Consider the following 14904-nt stretch of genomic DNA (forward strand, 5'->3'; position numbering starts at 1 on the left):
CGCGCCCCCTCCGATCCGCTACTTGATGGAGGTGGTCCGCAGGTACTGCAGCGAGCCGTTCACCATCGGGACGAAGCCGTCGACGGTCGACGCGGTCGCCGTGTAGGTGTAGCTCGTGAACAGCCAGATCCACGCGGCGTTGTCCTCGAGGTTCTCCGCGACCTGCGCGTAGATGTCCTTCCGCTTGTCCGGGTCGGCCGTCTGGCGGCCCTCGGCGAACAGTGCGTCGAGCTCGGGCGAGGAGTAGCCGGCGACCTTGTTCAGGTTTCCGGTGCTCGTGAAGTACCGGCCGTACATGCCGTCGGGGTCGGGGCGACCGCCGTTGAGCGCGACCGCCGCGTCGAAGTCGGCCGCGATCCAGCGGTCGACGAACGCGCCCGACTCGAGCACCTCGAGGTCGAGCGTGATGTTCGCGTCCGCCAGCTGGGCCTTGAGGTTCTGCGCCTCGTTGACCGAGGTGGCGTACTCCCCCTGCGAGACGATCGTCTTGATGGTGACGCCGTCTTCCTTGCCCGCCTTCTTCAGGTACTCGGCGGCCTTGTCGAGGTCGCGCTCGGGGCACGGACGGGCATCCGGGTCGGACTTGTACGCGGGCGAAGTGATCGGGCCGGTGACCTCGCCCTCGCCGAGCGCAGCGGTGTCGAGCACCTCCTGACGGTCGATCGCGCACTGGATCGCGAGGCGCACGTTGACGTCGGTGAGGTCGCCGCGCGTGGCGTTCAGCTGCAGCGCGTGGTAGCTCAGCTGCGGGGTCGTGGCGACCTCCACATTGGCACCCTCGGCGGTCTGCGCGACCAGCGGGTCGTCGAACACGGCCAGCTGCACGTTGCCGGACTGCATCGCCGAGACGATCGACGACTCGTCGGGGATCACGCGGAACTCGACCGTGTCGAGCAGCGCGGTGTCTCCCCAGTAGTCCTCGTTCTTGGCGAGCGTGATCGACTGGCTCGCCTTGCGGTCGTCGAGGATGAAGGGGCCGGTGCCGTTCGGCGTGGTGTTCAGCCCCTCTTCGGTGTCGTCCGAGGACAGCATCGCCATGTTGATGACGGCGAGGTTCGCGGGGAGCGCGGCGTCGGGAGCGCTGAGGGTGAGGGTGACGGTCTTCTCGTCCGTGGCCTCGACCGCGGTGACCGAGGCGAGGGAGCTGCGCGCGACGGCGGCCGTGGCCTCGGCCGCGATCGCGTCGAGCGAGTACTTGACGTCTTCCGAACCGAAGGTGCTCCCGTCGGCGAACGTGACGCCCTCGCGCAGGTGGAAGGTCAGGGTGAGGCCGTCTTCGGAGACGTCCCACGACTCGGCGAGGCCGGGGACCACGTTGAGGTCCTCGTCGAACTCGGTCAGCGTGCCGTACAGGTTCTGCAGCACATTGACGGCCTGGAACTGGGTGGCCTTCCAGGGGAACAGGGTGTCCGGGTCGCTGGTGACGCCGATGACGAGGTCGCCGCCCGCCGCGCCCTCGGAGGGCTTCGGGTCGGATGCGGGTGCGGAACACCCGGTGATGACGAGGGCGAAGGCGAGGCCCGTCGCCGTGAGAGCGCCGAGTGACGCCCAGCGTGCTGTGCTCATTGCTGGATCCTCCTGAATGTGACGCGCCGCCGTGGCGTCGGGTCAGGCGCTGTTGCCTGCCGCCCCGTGAACGTCGTCGGTCGTGGTTGGTACCAAAAGTACACGAAGGTCACTATAGATGTAACAGAAGTTCCTCTACTGTTATGAACAGTGATCGGAGACCCCATGCCTCATGAAGCCGCCCGCGACGATGCCGGCGCACACCCCGTCCTCGTCCGCATGCGCGCGCTCCGCCCCGAACTGCGTCCGAGTGAACAGCGCATCGCCGATCTGTTCCTCGCCGACCCTGCGGGCACCGCCGGCCTCTCCGTCGCCGAGCTCGCCCAGCGCTGCGACACCTCGACCACCTCGGTCGTGCGCTTCTGCAAACGCCTCGGATACGAGCACGTGCGCGAGCTGCGCAACCACGTGCTGCGCGACGTCGAGCGCGAGACCTTCGACACGGCCGCGCTCCCCGCCGTCTCCGGCGACATCGACCGCAACGACACCCTGACCGACATCGTCGCGAAGGTGTCGCTCGCCGAGACGCTCTCCCTCGCCGACACCGCCAAGGTGCTCGACACCGACTCGCTGCGGGCCTCGGTCGACGCCATCACCTCGTCGACCAGGGTCGACATCTTCGGTGTGGGCGCGAGCTCCATCGTCGGACTCGACCTGCAGCGCAAGCTCACCCGTATCGGACGCACGGCGCTGGAGTGGTCGGACCCGCACGCGGCATGGACCTCGGCGGCGACGCTCGGCCCCGGCAATGTCGCGATCGCGGTGTCGCACACCGGCGCCACCACCGACACGATCGAGTTCCTGCTGCTCGCCCGGCAGGCCGGGGCGACCACCATCGCGATCACGAACCATGCCGGCGCCCCGCTGGCCGATCAGGCCGACATCGTGTTGACGACGGCCGCCCGCGAGACCGGCTTCCGCTCCGGCGCCCTGGGCAGCCGCATCGCCCAGCTCATGGTCGTCGACTGCATCTTCATCGGCGTCGCCCAATCGAACTACGACCGCTCGATGGAGGCGCTGCGCGACACGTTCGCCGCCGTGCACCGCGTGCGGACGGCAGGGGCGTGACCGACAGCATCCGGCGCACGCGGGCGGGGCTGTTCACTGCATTCGCGGGTCTCGGCGTCACGGCCGCCTTCGTTCCCGCGATCCTCCCCTCGGCAGAGCGCACGATCGGCGGCGACCTCAGCACCGCCGTGCCCGCACTGTTCGCCGGACTCCTGGTCGGGGTGCTGATGTCGGGGCCGCTACTGGTGCGTCGGCCGCCGCGCACCGCGTTGATCCTCGGCAGCGCGCTCCAGACCGCCGCGATCGTCGCCGTGGCCCTGGCCGGCACACCCGCCGTGTTCATCGCCGCAGCCGCCGTCGCCGGGTCCGGGTTCGGGTTGGTCGAGGCCTCCGGGTCGGTCGCCGCGAAGTCCCTGTCGGTCGGCAGCGCGACGGGTCTGCTCAGCGCACTGCTCGGCACAGTGGCCGTCTGCGCCGCCGTCACCCCGCTGATCGTCGCCGCCGGCTCGGGTGTGCGTGCGACGCTCGGCATCCTGGCGGTCGTTCCGCTGCTCACGATCGCGATGCTCACGGGGTCGGTGTCACCGGATGCCCGCACCGCGGCTCCCGCGCGCCGCGACGTCCGCGGGCTGCTCGTGCTCCTGCCGTTCGCCGTCGCCCTCCCCCTCTACGTCGGCGTCGAGACCGTGCTCTCCGGCTGGTCGGCCGTGATCCCCGAGCGGATCCTCGGGGTCGACCCAGGCCTCGCCGCGCTGGGGACCTCGGCGTTCTGGACGCTGATGGCCGTCGGTCGCTTCGGCGCGGCGGCCCTGCGCCGTCTCTCCGTGTCGCCGATCGCGATCCTCATCACCGCCACGAGCACGGCGGCGATCCTGATGGCCACGGCGGGGCTGCTGGTGGGGCCCGCTCCCGTGGGGGCACTCGTCGCGCTGGGCGCGGTGGTCGTGCTCCTCGCCCCGAGCTACGGGCTCATCCTGGGCCTGGCGCTCGACCACCTCGACCCCGCTCGCAGCGCCGCGGTGACAGGCGCCCTCGTCGCGTGCGGAGCCGTTGGCGGCACCTTCGTGCCCGCGCTGATTCTCCTGATCGGTCGGGACCCGGCATCGAGCACCACGTTCCTCGTGTCGGCCGCCCTGTGCGCACTCGTGCCTGTGCTGGTGCTGATCGCCGGGCGGTCGCGGCAACGGGCCTCCGCGACGAGCTGACGCCTCCTGCACACCCCACGCTTCTCGGAACCTCTTCACAGATGCCGGAATACCGGCGCGCACCGGGCTGACCGCGGCGTAACCTCGCTGACACGCCCATCCGCAACAACCCCATCCGCAGGAGAGGAGAGCGCACGTGTCCCCCGAGGTCCTCGCGATCGTCCTCAGCGCCATCGGCATCGTGTTGACGATCACCACGGGCCTCTTCACCGCCGGCGCCTGGATGATCCGCCGCATCGATGACAGGATCGACGCCGTCGACGAGAAGCTCAGCACCCGCATCGACGCGGTCGCCTCCGACGTCACCGACCTCAAGATCTCCGTCGCCCGCCTCGAAGGACCCCCACGACATCTGCTCACCACGAGAAGAGGCTGAGACCGTGACCACCGAGACCCTCACGATCATCCTCAGCGCCATCGGCATCGTGCTCACCCTCGGCACCAGCCTCTTCGCCGCCGGCGCCTGGATGATCCGCCGCATCGATGATCGCTTCGACACGGCGGAACAGAAGCTGACCGGCCGCATCGACGCCGTCGACGAGAAGCTCAGCGCGCGCATCGACGCGGTCGCCACCGACGTCACCGACCTCAAGATCTCCGTCGCCCGCCTCGAAGGACCACCGCGACACCTGCTCGCGGCGCGCGGCTGATCAGCGCGTGCCGACAGGCCTGCCTAGCGCAGCACGAGGGCGGCGGCACCGATGAGCGGGCCCTCGTCACCCAACCCGGAGCGCACGACCCGTGTACGGCGCGAGTACTCGTGCGCCGCGCTGCCGGTCAGAGCCTGCCACACGAGGTCGATGTAGTCAGAGGACACCCGAGAGAAGCCGCCGCCGATGGCGACGACATCGAGGTCGACGAGTGTGGCGGCATCGGCGAGCGCCTCCCCCACCTCGCGTGCAGAACGTTCGATCGCCGCCCGCGCGATGGGGTCTCCGGCGGCGGCGTCCCGCGCGAGGTCCTCGCCGGTCGCACCTGCCCAGCCCTGCTTCTGCGCCCAGGCTGCGCTCGCCGGCCCCGAGGCGATCTCCTCGAGCGTCAGACCGCCCTCGCGGCGCACCTGACCGAGGTGGCCGGCATTGCCGGTCGCGCCGGGAATGTATGCGCCGTTCGCAACGAATCCCCCACCGACCCCCGTCGAGACGACGATCGACAGCGAGGCACCAGCTCCCTGCGTGGCCCCGAGCCACGACTCGGCGAGCGCGAGCGCACCGCCGTCGTGACCGAGCACGGTGGGCACGTCGCTCCCCATGACCGTGGATGCCGCCGCACGGACCGACTCCTCGAGCCTGAAACCACGCGCCAGAGGCATGTTCACGGGCATGATCGCGCCGGCGGTGCGGTCGATCGGGCCAGCGCTGCCGACTCCCGCTCCGACGAGCTCACCGTCCGAGGGCAGAGCCGCGAGAGCATGTTCGACGATCGCGACCACCGAGGCGTCGAGCGACGCGAGTGTCGCTTCGCGACCGGTCGCCTGCCGGCTCCGGCTGCCCTCGACGAGCACGCCGTCCTCCGCGACGAGCGCAGCCTCCATCTTGGTGCCGCCGATGTCGACGGCCAGGGCGTAGCGGGTCACTGCGGGTCGAGTCCGAGGTCGTCGAGGTCGAAGGCCGCGCGCCACTCGAGGCCCTCGGCTTCGATCGCCGCCTGCGCACCGGTCTTGCGGTCGACGATCACGGCGACGGCGACGATCTCGGCGCCTTCCTTGCGCAGGGCTTCGACGGCCTTGAGCGCCGACTGCCCGGTGGTCGAAGTGTCTTCGAGCACGACGACGCGCTTGCCCTTGACATCGGCGCCTTCGATCTGGCGGCCGCGGCCGTGGTCCTTTGGCTCCTTGCGCACGACGAACGCGTCGAGCGGAGTGCCGGCAGCGACCGAGGCGTGCAGCACCGAGTTCGAGATCGGGTCGGCGCCGAGCGTGAGCCCGCCGACGGCCACGACATCGAGGTCGCCGATCAGGTCGAGCATGATGCGGCCGATCGCGGGAGCGGCACGGTGGTCCAGCGTGAGCTTGCGCATGTCGACGTAGTACGTCGCCTTCTTGCCGCTGGAGAGGGTGAAGTCGCCATGGAACACCGCCTCGTCCTTGATGAGGTCGAGGAGTGTCTGGCGGTCTGCGTCGAGTGCGGTCACGGCATCCAGTGTAGAAGCCTGGGACGCACTGCGCGGAGGCATGAGGCTTGACCGGATGCATGAACTCCCGGCCTTGCGGCTCATGCATCCGTCCGGCGGTCATGCAGGTGGCGGCCATACAGGTCGCGGGCGACGGACCCAGCGCGGGCTCGTGTGTCGGAACTCGCAACTAGGCTGGACGCATGCGCTTGGCCACCTGGAACGTCAACTCCATCCGCACCCGTGTCACCCGCACCGTCGAATTCGCCGTCCGCGAAGACATCGACGTGCTGGCGATGCAGGAGATCAAGTGCAAGCCCGAGCAGTTCCCCTACGGGCCGTTCGAAGAGGCCGGATACCACGTCGAGGTGCACGGGCTGAATCAGTGGAACGGTGTCGCGATCGCGAGCCGCCTGCCGATCACCGATGTGCGCACGTCCTTCGACGGGATGCCGGGGTTCGCCAAGGGACATGAAGGACCGGATGCTCCGCTCGAGGCCCGCGCGCTCGGCGTGATGGTCGACGGGGTTCGGGTATGGAGCCTCTACGTGCCGAACGGCCGCTCGCTGGAAGACCCCCACTACCTCTACAAGCTGCACTGGCTGGAGCAGTTGAAGAAGTCGACGGCCGCCGAGCTGTCGGCGAACCCCGATCTGCCGCTGGCACTGGTCGGCGACTTCAACATCATCCCGTTCGACGTCGACAACGGCGATCCCGACATCGTGATCGGCCGGTCCACCCACGTCTCTCCGCAGGAGCGCGACGCGTTCTTCGCGTTCCAGGATGCCGGGGTGACCGACGTCGTGCGCCCGCTGATCCCCGAAGGCTTCACTTATTGGGACTATCAGCGCCTGAAGTTCCCGCGCAACGAGGGCGTGCGCATCGACTTCGTGCTCGGCTCGCGCACGCTGGCCGAGGCCGTGCAGGGCGCGTCCATCCACCGCGACGAGCGCAAGGGCGAGCAGCCCAGCGATCACGTCCCTGTGGTCGTCGATCTCGACAGCCGACGGCTCGGAACCGGCGGCGCCGATGACGACGACGACATGCCGATGATCTTCTCCTGAATGCCGATCCCGTGAGTGTGCGTCTGATCGCCACCGATCTCGACGGCACGCTTCTCGATTCGACGTCGTCCGTCACCCCGCGCACCCGCTCGGCTCTCGACGCCGCCCGCGCCCGTGGGATCCACGTCGTCCCGGTCACAGCCCGCCAGCCGATCGGTCTGCGTGCGATCGCGGCCGACGCCGGGTTCGACGGGTGGGCGCTGTGCAGCAACGGCGCCTACGCGGTGCGCCTCGACGACGGGCGGATGCTGTTCGCCGAAGAGCTTCCCGCTGACACGATCCGCACGCTGGCCGAGGCTCTGCGCGCGAGCATCCCCGGCCTGCTGTTCGCAAGCGTGCGCGACGCCGGCGAGACGTTCGTGGCACAAGACGGCTACGCCGCGATCGCCGCTCTCGCCGACCACAAACGCGACCCTGCGACCATGGGCGGCGTGCCGCTGGATCAGGTACTGTCAGCGCCGAGTCTGAAATTCGTGATCCGGCACCCCGAGCTCGCGCCCGACGCGCTGTTCGACGCGGTGCGCGCACTCGGACTCACCGGCTTCGAGGCGACACTCTCCGGCGCCCCCTTCGTCGAGGTCATGGCGGAGGGTGTCACCAAGGCGACGGGCCTCGCCCGGCTCTGCGACCACCTCGGCATCGACCGCGCCGACGTGGTGGCCTTCGGCGATGCGCTCAACGACGTCGAGATGCTCCGCTGGGCAGGTCACGGGGTCGCGATGGCCGACGCCGAACCCGTCGTGCAGGATGCCGCCGACGAGACGACGGCATCCAACGACGAAGACGGTGTGGCGCAGGTGATCGAGCGCTTGCTCGGCTGAGGTGATGCTGCGCGCCGACCGAGAACGAACCGCGTGCCGGGGCTGGCGTACCGCGACCGCCTCGATTGCTATTCCTTCACGAAATAGATGAACTGTTCGTCGGTCGCGTCGTCGATGCTCTGCGGTGCAAGGTTGATTCGTAGGTTGGTCGCCCCGTCGGCAACCATCCAGGCATCCGCCCTCCAGTTTGATGGGCACTCGGGCGCAGAAGACACAAATCTGACGCCTTTGAAACTCATGTCCCATTCGCCGGAATAGTCAACAGTCTTCCGCCAAAGCAATTCGCTGTCTCGAGTCTGTTCCGTCGTCTGGTTATTGCATATGAGAGTCGCCGGCCAGCCCGTCGCGTCATACTCCCCATCCTCCGTAAGCGTGAGGGTAACCGCGGAAGGGGTATCCTGCGACACCCACACTCCGACCGCATCCTCACCATTGAAGTTGTCGTCATAATACCCACCACCGGCACAGCCCGTCAGGCACAACAACATCCCCACGACCAGAGCAGAGGCGCAAGCTGGATATCGCCCTTTGTCTACCATGCGTACTCCTAATGCCAGGTGAACGTTTGATGGACTGTCGAGAATGGCCCGCTATCCCCGGCCAGGCTGTCTCCAATTTCGCGTATCACAGGCGTAATGCTAACCAATGAGCCCAAACTCATGTCGTTCCGAACTTCGTATACAACCATTGCAGAGTTCGAAGAGGTGTACGTGACCTTCGAAGACACAGAGTATGACCCCACGATCGCCAAGGATCGATCGGTGTTCGAGGCCGAGCCCCAGTTTGCCATCGTCTTCAGATCATGCACAAAGCGCGGATTATCAGGCCCCCGGAGCGCCAGCCGAATAGTAGTCATCCCCGGGGAGCGAATTACCATTCTTCAAGGCTTTAAGCCTATCGTCTTCTTAAATTTGCATAAACGCCGAACCCGTCGTGCAGGATGCCGCCGACGAGACGACGGCATCCAACGACGAAGACGGTGTGGCGCAGGTGATCGAGCGCTTGCAGGGCTGAGTCTCAGCTCTCGACGCGGCGACGCCGCACGAGCAGCCCACCCATCATGGCCAGGACGACGCCGATCACCACGATCGCGATCGGAGCCTCGAGACCGGTGGTGGCCAGCCCTGCGCCCGGTGCCGCCGCGGCTCCTCCGGCCTGACCACCCGTCCCCGCTGCCGCGGTGACGGTCAGCGCCGTGCGGGAGATCACCGTCGTGCCTGACAGCGCCACCAAGGTGTGCGCACCGGCCGGTACGTTCGCAGGAATACGCAACGTGCCCTGAAGTGCACCGTCCGCGTCGGCAGTCAGCGTCCCGAGCGCGATCGGGTCGGAGTGCAGCTCGAATGCGATCGTCGCTCCCGGCGTGAACCCCGTGCCCGAGATGGTGATGTCATTCCCGGCGCGGATCGATCCTGCGCCGAGCGCGAGGGCGGGCCCCGGCTGCGGCTCAGGATTCGCGACCGCGACGAGGGTGAAGTCGATCCCCGACACGGGAGCGCCCACGGTCACGACGACGGGAGTCGCCTGCGCCGCCGTGGCGACGCCGTCGTAGAACTGAGGCTGCGCGGTCGTTGTGCTGTCGTTGTAGAAGTTGGCCGAGGCCTTCAGGATGAACGACCCTTCAGGAAGGGCGAGCGAATACGCGCCGGTCTGAAGATCAGCGAAGGTCGTGCCGACGATCTCGTTTCCGGACCAGGCCTCGACGATGACCTCTCTCCCCTCACTGCTGTCGAGAGAGACCGTGCCGGTCACGAGGGCAGCCGCGTCGAGTTCCGCGTCGATTCCGACGACGTTCGCACCGGACGTCACCGTGACAGGGTTCGCGGTCCCCGCCGTGTAGGCGTCGGCCCAGTACTCGGCTCGCAGACCGGGCTCATACGGCGCGAAGTGCACGCGATAGGTGCCAGGCGCGACGGCCACCTGATAGGTGCCGTCGTTCGCGACGCCGAGGAAGTATGCGTGACTGCTGTCCTCCACATCGGTGACGGTGATAGCGGTGAGTGCACGAGAGCCGTCTGCGCTCTTGGTCACCGAACCGCTGATGTACCCGACCGAGTCAAGAGCCGCGTTCACCCCGGCGGTCGTCTGCAGTTCACCGACGGCGACGACCTTCGCAGCGTTGAAGCTGTACGCGTTCTCCCAGTACTCCGTGACGAGTCCGGGAGCGGGCGCGCCGAACTGCACGCGATACGAACCGGCAGGAAGTCCGCCGACAACGTACGCGCCGGCAGGGTTGGTGCGCGCGAAGGCGACGATCTCTCCGTTCGCATCGAGCGCGTTCACCGTGACGTTTGCGAGAGGCGCGCCGTCATCGGCGCGCGTGACGACGCCGGCGATCGCGCCCCCGGCCACGAGGGAGGCATCGATGCCGGAGACAGCTTCTCCCTCGGCGAGGACGACAGGGGTCGCCTGGGAGTAGTCGAAGGCGTTCTGCCAATACTCGCGCTTCAGATCGGTTCCCTCCGGCTGGAACCTCACGATGTACGAGCCGGCGGGGAGGGCGTTGAGAGTGTAAGTGCCGGACGCATCGGTGAAGCCCGATGCCCAGGCCGTGCCGGGGCCGGTCACCGAGACGGCGATGCCCGAAACCGGTGTCCCGTCGTCCTCGCGGGTGACCGTTCCGGTGATAGACGCCGAGGGCGCGGGGGCGAGCGCGGCGTCGATGCCCGTCGCCGCAGACCCGTTCGTCACCGTGACGCGCTGCGCGCCGAGTGAGTCGCTGGCGTTGTTCCAGTACTCCGTGGCGAAGCTGCGGTCCGGCGCAGAGAAGCGGACCAGGTAGGTGCCGTCGGCCAGGCCGGTGAGCGTATATCCGCCAGTCGCATCAGTGACGGCGTCGGACCGGCCGAGCGCGCCATCTCGCTGTGCGGAGACCTGGATGCCCGCCAGCGCCGCTCCTCCGACGTCGGCCGTCACCGTCCCGGACATCGAACCCGTTGGCGCGGGATCTTCCGCCGCCACGACGGCTGTCGCACCTCCCAGGGCGATCGCGATCGCCGCCATTCCGCCCAGCACAGCCCGCAGCATCCCGCGTCGTCGCGTCATTCTTCTCACCTTGCGAGGGAGTCCGTTCGCTCGGTGATCCCACCGTCGCGTACAGTCTCGATTCATCCGCCGATCGCCGGCAGCTTTCCTCTCGAACCTAGAGGATCAGCACATAGGAAGGGAATAGTCGATACACGGGAGTTACCCCCTCGTGATCACTCGAACGTCCCGACCTCCGGCACCCGATCGGTGCGCCCGTACCGGAGCAGGGTCACACCCGCCTCGTCGGTGATCGGCGGATCCAGCAACCGCAGCACGCTCGGCATCGCGTCGTCGTCGAACACCTTCTTGCCCGCGCCCAGCAGCAGCGGATAGACCCAGAGGTTGAGCTCGTCGAACAGCCCTTCCGCGAGCAGGGTGTGCACGAAATCGATGCTGCCGATCACATGCACCTCGCGGTGGGCCGCCCGCATCGAGGCCACCTCGGCAGCCAGATCGGCACCGACGCGCGTGCTGCCCTCCCAGTCGAGTGCGAGTTCGGCATTCCGCGTCGCCACGTACTTCGGCACCCGGTTGAAGAGCGTGCCGATGGCGCCCGACTCCCCCTCGGTGTGCTCCGGCCAGTACGAGGCGAAGATGTCGTAGGTGCGGCGCCCGAGCAGCAGCGCGTCGAGCCCGCGCATGCCTTTCTCGATCTCGGGACCGACCCCGGAGGAGGGATACCCGGCCTGCCAGCCGCTGAAGAGGAAGCCGCCGGAGGTGTCCTCGTCGGTGCCGCCGGGGCCCTGGGCGACGCCGTCGAGAGAGGTGAAGAGATCGATCAGGATGCGGCCGGATGCCTGTTGTTCATCGGGATACTGGCTGTTCATGTCGTACTCCCTATTGTCAGTCGTGCGATGCGGAAGGTGTCGGCGAACGAGTCCAGCAGCGATTCGTCGCCCCGGACGACCGCGACGATGTCCTGCGCGAGGGCCTCCGCCGGGGTGACATCGCCGCCGATGAGGCGACGGATGCCGGGCCCGGCGACGATCACCGCGTCCGGAGCGCCGTCGGGAAGACGTCCGCCGACCGGCGGCGCCGGCGGCGTGATCTGCGCGACGCGGAGCTCGCCGTCGTGCACGGATGCACGGAGGGCGACGTCGCCGACATGCAGCTCGTACTCGGCATCCACGGCGGATTCCGCCTGGAACGCCGTGCGCAAGGCCATCGTGAGCGAGTCGGGCGTGACGACGTCACCCTCTGCGGGATCCCCCATCGCCTGGAAACCCCAGCGTCCGAGCGCGAGCATGATCGGCTCGAATGAGCGGCCGTAGGGGGTGAGCTCGTACACCAGGCCGCAGTTCAGCAGCGGCACCCGTCGCACGACCCCACCCTCCTGCAACTCCTTCAACCGGGTGGACAGGATGTTGGTGGGGATGCGCGGCAGGCCCTGCTTGAGGTCGGTGTACCGACGCGGCCCCACGAGCAGATCGCGGACGATGAGCAGCGCCCAGCGCTCGCCGATCAGCTCGACGGCCGTCGTCACGCCGCAGTACTGGCCGTAGCTGCGCGCCGCCATGTCAGACCGACGCGGCGGTGTCGCCCACGTGGTCCGGGCCGTTCTCGACGGTCTCGGGCGTCATGTACAGGAAGCCGAGCGAGTTGCCGTCCGGGTCGTCGAGGTCGCGCGAGTACATGAAGCCGTAGTCCTGCACGGGCTTGGGCTCGGTGCCGCCGGCGGCCAGACCCTTCTCGAGAATCGCGTCGACCTCGTCACGCGAGTCCTGACTGAAGGCCACGGAGACCTGCACGACCTCATTCGGGTCGGCGATCGGCTTGTCGGTGAACGTGGCGAAGAACTCGCGCTTGAGCACCATGAAGTAGATGTCCTCACTCCACACGATGCATGCGGCGTTCTCATCGGTGAACTGGGGGCTGATCTCGCAGCCGAGCGCGGTGTAGAACGCCTTGGCACGGTCGAGGTCGCTGGTGGGCAGGTTGACGAACACCTTGGTCATGATGACTCCTCCGGAGATGCGAGCCCATCGGTCGGTGAGCCCTTTCGGACTAGCTTGCAAAAAACAACCACGCTTGTCAATAGCAAGTAGCGCGACGATCCCCCACGCGGGGGATGCGCCCCGAACGAGCCCCGCCCTACGGTGGAGGGATGCCCGCAGCCCCGTTCCTCCGCACGCCGACTGAGCGCGAGCGGCGCAGCGACATCCTGCTCGCCGCCGTCATGTTCGTCGGGGCCGTGTTGAGCGCTGCACTCTCCTCGATCGCCGAGATGTACGGCGATGAGCAGGCGCCGCTGTGGACGGCCCTCGTGTACGCGGCGGTCGTCACTGCTCCCCTGGCCGTCCGCCGCCGCTGGCCCGGCACGGTCGCCGTCATCGTGGTCGCCGCCTACTTCACCGCGGTGACGATCCGGATCCCTGAGATCTATGTCGGCAACATCGCGATGTTCATCGCCATCTACACGGCAGGCGCCTGGATGAACAACCGCCGGCGCGCGATCATCGTGCGCGTCGGGATCATCGTGAGCATGTTCGTGTGGCTGCTGATCACGATGTACCGCGATGCGATCAACGAAGCCGACAAGGCGGATGTGATCGCCGGGGCCATGTCGCCGTACGTCGCCTTCATGCTCATCCAGCTGCTGCTGAACGTGCTCTACTTCGGTGGGGCGTACTACTTCGGCGAGCGCTCCTGGGCTGCGGCCAGCCAACTGGCGGTTCTCGAGCAGCGCACGGCCGAGCTGGAGCGCGAGCGGGAGGTCACCGCTGCTCAGGCCGTCGCCCTCGACCGGGTGCGCATCGCGCGCGAGCTGCACGACGTCGTCGCCCACCACGTGTCGGTCATGGGCGTGCAGGCGGGAGCCGCCCGCCTGGTGCTGGAACGGGATCCCGCGGAGTCCGCGCGCATCCTCACCGGGATCGAGGGATCGGCACGCGACGCCATCCACGAGCTGCGCCAGCTGCTCGAGACTCTGCGGGCCCCCGGCGGGGAGACCACCGATGCCGCCTCCACCCTCGTCCTCGACGACATCGCCGAACTCGTCGACGCCTCGACCGAGGCGGGACTGCCGACCGCGTACACGGTCATCGGCGACCCCGCGCCCGTCCCTTCGCTCGTCGCCGTGAACCTGTACCGCATAGCGCAGGAGTCCCTCACGAACGCCCGCCGTCACGCCGGCCCCGACGCGACAGCCGACGTGCGCGTGCGCTACGACGACGACGGCGTCGAGATCGAGATCGTGAACACGGGGCGCCCGGTCGCCCAGCTTCGGCCCGGGCTCGGCCAGCTCGGGATGCGGGAACGCGCCGCGGCCTCCGGAGGCACGCTCGAGGTGATCCCCCGGCCGTTCGGCGGCCTGCGCGTGCGCGCCCGCGTGCCCTTTCCCGTCGCGAGCGAATCGAGCAGGAACCGATGAACGATCCGATCCGTGTCCTGCTCGTCGACGACCATGCCCTGCTGCGCGCCGGCTTCCGCACGATCCTCGACACCCAGCCCGACATCACCGTGGTCGGCGAGGCATCATCGGGTGCTGAGGCCGTCGCCAAGGCATCTGCCCTCCATCCCGACGTCATCATGATGGACGTGCAGATGCCCGACATGGACGGTATCGAGGCGACCGGACGTATCGTCGCCGACCCGGAGGTCGACGCGGCCATCGCGATCGTGACGACCTTCGATCGCGACGACTACCTGTACCGTGCTCTGGATGCCGGGGCCGGTGGATTCCTGCTCAAGAACGCCGGCGCGGAGGATCTGATCTCGGCCGTCCGGGCGCTCGCCGCCGGTGACGGCATGCTCGCCCCTGAGGTGACCCGCCGCGTGCTGGCACGTTTCGCCGCGACGCCTGCTCCGGCGGCGGCCGCGACCACGAACAGCGGCGTGTCGAACGTCACACTCGCCGAGCCCCTCACCGAGCGCGAGGCCGAAGTGCTGACGCTGCTCGCCGATGCCCGGAGCAACGCCGAGATCGCGCAGGCCCTGTTCATCGGCGAGGCCACTGTGAAGACACACGTCTCGCGCATCCTCCAGAAGCTGGGCGCCCGCGATCGCGTGCAGGCGGTCGTGCTCGCGCACCGCATGGGTCTCGCCTAGCGCGGCACCCCCTGATCCGCGGCGCCCCTCCGTCTCCGCGATACCCTCGGAGCC

The 14904-nt window shown here is 68.3% G+C and carries 16 protein-coding genes; 8 read left to right on the top strand and 8 right to left on the bottom strand.

What is annotated here, in order from left to right; genetic code table 11:
• Window positions 1–18: 18 nt before the first annotated feature.
• Window positions 19–1566 (bottom strand): ABC transporter substrate-binding protein, encoded by a 1548-nt coding sequence (locus MST3598_RS16205; RefSeq protein ID WP_029259437.1) that lies wholly within the window; start codon window positions 1564–1566, stop codon window positions 19–21.
• 165 nt (window positions 1567–1731) lie between these two features.
• Between MST3598_RS16205 and MST3598_RS16210 the strand changes: the two genes are divergently transcribed.
• The 4 genes from MST3598_RS16210 (at window position 1732) to MST3598_RS16225 (ending at window position 4429) form a co-directional block, all read left to right on the top strand.
• A complete protein-coding gene (locus MST3598_RS16210) occupies window positions 1732–2634 on the top strand; it encodes a MurR/RpiR family transcriptional regulator (protein WP_029259436.1) in 903 nt (300 codons plus the stop codon).
• Complete coding sequence (locus tag MST3598_RS16215) at window positions 2631–3779, top strand: MFS transporter (protein WP_029259435.1); 1149 nt, start codon at window positions 2631–2633, stop codon at window positions 3777–3779. Before MST3598_RS16210 ends, MST3598_RS16215 begins: the two co-directional genes overlap by 4 nt.
• Window positions 3780–3915: 136 nt before the next feature.
• Window positions 3916–4155, top strand: a complete 240-nt coding sequence (locus MST3598_RS16220; protein WP_096359642.1) for a hypothetical protein — start codon at window positions 3916–3918, stop codon at window positions 4153–4155.
• 4 nt (window positions 4156–4159) lie between these two features.
• A complete protein-coding gene (locus tag MST3598_RS16225; protein WP_096359644.1) occupies window positions 4160–4429 on the top strand; it encodes a hypothetical protein in 270 nt (89 codons plus the stop codon).
• A 23-nt stretch (window positions 4430–4452) separates the two neighbouring features.
• On the opposite strand, the gene MST3598_RS16230 is transcribed toward MST3598_RS16225, so the two are convergent.
• The gene (locus MST3598_RS16230; RefSeq protein ID WP_029259641.1) at window positions 4453–5355 is read right to left on the bottom strand and encodes an ROK family protein; all 903 of its coding nucleotides are present in this window, start codon (window positions 5353–5355) and stop codon (window positions 4453–4455) included.
• Entirely contained in the window at window positions 5352–5912 is a 561-nt protein-coding gene (pyrE, locus tag MST3598_RS16235; RefSeq protein ID WP_029259640.1) for an orotate phosphoribosyltransferase, read from the bottom strand. The genes MST3598_RS16230 and pyrE overlap by 4 nt, the downstream gene beginning before the upstream one ends.
• A 182-nt stretch (window positions 5913–6094) precedes the next feature.
• Here pyrE and MST3598_RS16240 point away from each other — a divergent pair, with 182 nt between their 5' ends.
• Both MST3598_RS16240 and MST3598_RS16245 read left to right on the top strand, forming a co-directional pair.
• Entirely contained in the window at window positions 6095–6955 is an 861-nt protein-coding gene (locus MST3598_RS16240) for an exodeoxyribonuclease III (RefSeq protein WP_029259639.1), read from the top strand.
• An 11-nt stretch (window positions 6956–6966) separates the two neighbouring features.
• Window positions 6967–7776, top strand: coding sequence for a Cof-type HAD-IIB family hydrolase (locus tag MST3598_RS16245; protein ID WP_096359646.1), 810 nt, complete (start codon window positions 6967–6969; stop codon window positions 7774–7776).
• A gap of 68 nt (window positions 7777–7844) precedes the next feature.
• On the opposite strand, the gene MST3598_RS16250 is transcribed toward MST3598_RS16245, so the two are convergent.
• The 5 genes from MST3598_RS16250 to MST3598_RS16270 all read right to left on the bottom strand — a co-directional run bounded on the left by MST3598_RS16250 (window position 7845) and on the right by MST3598_RS16270 (window position 12758).
• The gene (locus MST3598_RS16250; protein ID WP_136053557.1) at window positions 7845–8315 is read right to left on the bottom strand and encodes a hypothetical protein; all 471 of its coding nucleotides are present in this window, start codon (window positions 8313–8315) and stop codon (window positions 7845–7847) included.
• A gap of 478 nt (window positions 8316–8793) precedes the next feature.
• A complete protein-coding gene (locus tag MST3598_RS16255; RefSeq protein WP_168436353.1) occupies window positions 8794–10821 on the bottom strand; it encodes an MSCRAMM family protein in 2028 nt (675 codons plus the stop codon).
• 155 nt (window positions 10822–10976) lie between these two features.
• On the bottom strand, window positions 10977–11630 hold the full coding sequence (locus MST3598_RS16260) for a dihydrofolate reductase family protein (protein ID WP_029259309.1): 654 nt from the start codon (window positions 11628–11630) through the stop codon (window positions 10977–10979).
• A complete protein-coding gene (locus tag MST3598_RS16265) occupies window positions 11627–12319 on the bottom strand; it encodes a winged helix-turn-helix transcriptional regulator (protein WP_029259310.1) in 693 nt (230 codons plus the stop codon). The genes MST3598_RS16260 and MST3598_RS16265 overlap by 4 nt, the downstream gene beginning before the upstream one ends.
• Window position 12320: 1 nt before the next feature.
• On the bottom strand, window positions 12321–12758 hold the full coding sequence (locus MST3598_RS16270; RefSeq protein WP_029259311.1) for a VOC family protein: 438 nt from the start codon (window positions 12756–12758) through the stop codon (window positions 12321–12323).
• Window positions 12759–12907: 149 nt separating this feature from the next.
• Between MST3598_RS16270 and MST3598_RS16275 the strand changes: the two genes are divergently transcribed.
• Both MST3598_RS16275 and MST3598_RS16280 read left to right on the top strand, forming a co-directional pair.
• On the top strand, window positions 12908–14173 hold the full coding sequence (locus MST3598_RS16275) for a sensor histidine kinase (protein WP_021198208.1): 1266 nt from the start codon (window positions 12908–12910) through the stop codon (window positions 14171–14173).
• On the top strand, window positions 14170–14850 hold the full coding sequence (locus MST3598_RS16280; protein WP_029259312.1) for a response regulator: 681 nt from the start codon (window positions 14170–14172) through the stop codon (window positions 14848–14850). The genes MST3598_RS16275 and MST3598_RS16280 overlap by 4 nt, the downstream gene beginning before the upstream one ends.
• The last annotated feature ends 54 nt before the right edge of the window (window positions 14851–14904 follow it).

Source organism: Microbacterium sp. TPU 3598 (genome assembly GCF_002356155.1).
GTDB lineage: Bacteria > Actinomycetota > Actinomycetes > Actinomycetales > Microbacteriaceae > Microbacterium > Microbacterium maritypicum_A.